This window comes from Streptomyces alkaliphilus (assembly GCF_014141535.1).
GTDB classification, from domain to species: domain Bacteria; phylum Actinomycetota; class Actinomycetes; order Streptomycetales; family Streptomycetaceae; genus Streptomyces; species Streptomyces alkaliphilus.
In genome coordinates, this window is the sequence record NZ_VKHT01000878.1 from 1 (window position 1) to 2,093 (window position 2,093).

Annotated in this window: 2 protein-coding genes; one reads left to right on the plus strand and one right to left on the minus strand. The window is 72.6% G+C overall.

Annotated elements, in window-relative coordinates; genetic code table 11:
• Window positions 1-217 precede the first annotated feature (217 nt).
• Complete coding sequence (locus tag FNQ90_RS27645; RefSeq protein WP_407699404.1) at window positions 218-1,504, plus strand: lytic polysaccharide monooxygenase; 1,287 nt, start codon at window positions 218-220, stop codon at window positions 1,502-1,504.
• A 245-nt stretch (window positions 1,505-1,749) separates the two neighbouring features.
• On the opposite strand, the gene FNQ90_RS20730 is transcribed toward FNQ90_RS27645, so the two are convergent.
• The coding region (locus tag FNQ90_RS20730) for an FHA domain-containing protein (protein WP_143624124.1) at window positions 1,750-2,093 on the minus strand (344 nt) is incomplete at its 5' end.

Here is a 2,093-nt window from a genome sequence, read left to right on the forward strand (position 1 = left end):
CCCCTCCCCCACCCTGTCGGACCGTCAACGGGCAACGCCGGCCGAAAGGTTGCCGCGTGCGCGATGTCTTTACAGGTTCAACGAAGAACGCTACGTTCCCCTGTATGGGAGCGCTCCCATGAGCGAATCATGGACCACCCCCCCACCTCATCACGCGAAGGGACGTCACGCGATGAGATTCCGAGCAACTCCCGGGCGACGGAGGAGGGCTGCGCTGTTGACGCTGCTCTCCTTCCTGCCCGCCGTCGGTCTGATCGTTTTCACCGGCCCCTCGGCCTCCGCCCACGGCGCACCGATGGGTCCCGGCAGCCGGACCTTCCTGTGCTGGCAGCACGCGGTCACCCAGAGCGGACAGATCGACCCGACCAACCCCGCCTGCCGCGCCGCGCTCCAGCAGGGCGGCGCCACGGCCTACTACAACTGGTTCGCGGTGCTGCAGTCCAACGCCCAGGGCCGGACCCGGGGCTTCATCCCCGACGGTCAGCTGTGCAGCGGTGGCTCCGGCGCCTACGACTTCTCGGGCTTCGACCTGGCCCGTGACGACTGGCCCTACACCCACGTGACCGCGGGCGCGCCGTTCCGCTTCACCTACAACGTGTGGGCCCACCACCCGGGCACCTTCCACCTGTACGTCACCAAGGACGGCTACGACCCCACGAAGCCTCTGACCTGGAACGACCTTGAGGACCAGCCCTTCCACTCGGTGACCGACCCGCCGTGGACCGGCAGTGTCGGCACGGTCGAGGCCGAGTACTACTGGACCGCCAACCTGCCGAGGAACAAGACCGGCAAGCACATCATCTACATGCACTGGGTCCGCTCCGACAGCCCGGAGAACTTCTACAGCTGCTCCGACGTCGTCTTCGACGGCGGCAGCGGCGAGGTCACCATCCCCGGTGTGGGCAGCGGTGGTCCCGGTGGCAACACCGTGGGCGGCGGCTCCGGCGGGAACGACGGCGGCAACGGCGGCAACGGCGGTGACGACGGCGGCACCAGCGCCGGCAACGACGGTGGCGAGAACGGTGGCAACGGCGATGTCGGCGGCGACAACGGCGGTTCGGGCCCCATCGGCGCGGAGTGCACCGCCCAGCGCACCATCGTCAGCAGCTGGTCCGGCGGCTACCAGGCCGAGGTGACCGTCACCAACGCCCTGGACGTCGCGCTGACCGGCTGGACCGCCTCCTGGACCCAGCCCGCGGGCAGCACCCTGGATCAGGTCTGGAGCGGCACCTCGATGGTCCACGGCGACCACGTGATGGTGCAGAACGCGAGCTGGAACGGCTCGCTCGCGCCGGGCGCCTCCACCACCTTCGGTTACATCGCGTCCGGCAACCCGCCGGCCGGATCGACTGTGGACTGCGGCGGCTTCCGGGCCGGTACGCAGGCCGGTGACCAGCACGCGGCCCACGCGCAGCACGTCGGGCACACCGCCCACGCCGAGCCGGCCGGGAAGACCCTGCTGGACCGGGTGGTCTCCGGCGCCAGGAGCCTGATCTCGGCCTGATCCGGCCCGATCGGCACCACGGCGTCACGGCGCCGCGGAAGAACAGCAGCACCGCACCACCCGGGCGGTGCGCGGCGGCCCCAACGGCCCCGCGCACCGTCCCGGGTCCGGACCTCCGGCCCGCCGCCGCCCTTCCCTGCCCCCGCTCGGCGGCGGGTCGGATCACTCCGACGGGGGGCGGGGCGATCCCTGCGGGGACGCCCCGCCCCCCGTCCACGGACGGCACCGGGCGGTCGGGACGGCCCTCAGCGGGCGGCGAGCCGGAACGCCGTCCCGCCGAACCGCACCCGATCGCCCGGGGCCACCGGCACCGCGCCGGTGACCCGACGGCCGTTGACCCACGTGCCGTTGGCGGAACCCAGGTCGCGCAACGACCACCCCCCGCCCGGCACGGCGTGCAGCTGGGCGTGGAAGCGCGAGACGCTCGCGTCGTTGAGCCGCAGCATCGACCCCGGCGCCCGCCCGATCGACATCGGGTGCGGACCCGGCGTCGGCAACAGCAGCTCCGGCAGTCGCTCCTGACGCCAGGCGTGCCGCAGGCGCTCGCGGTACGCGGACAACCGCCCCACCGCCCGCACCAGCCGCCCGC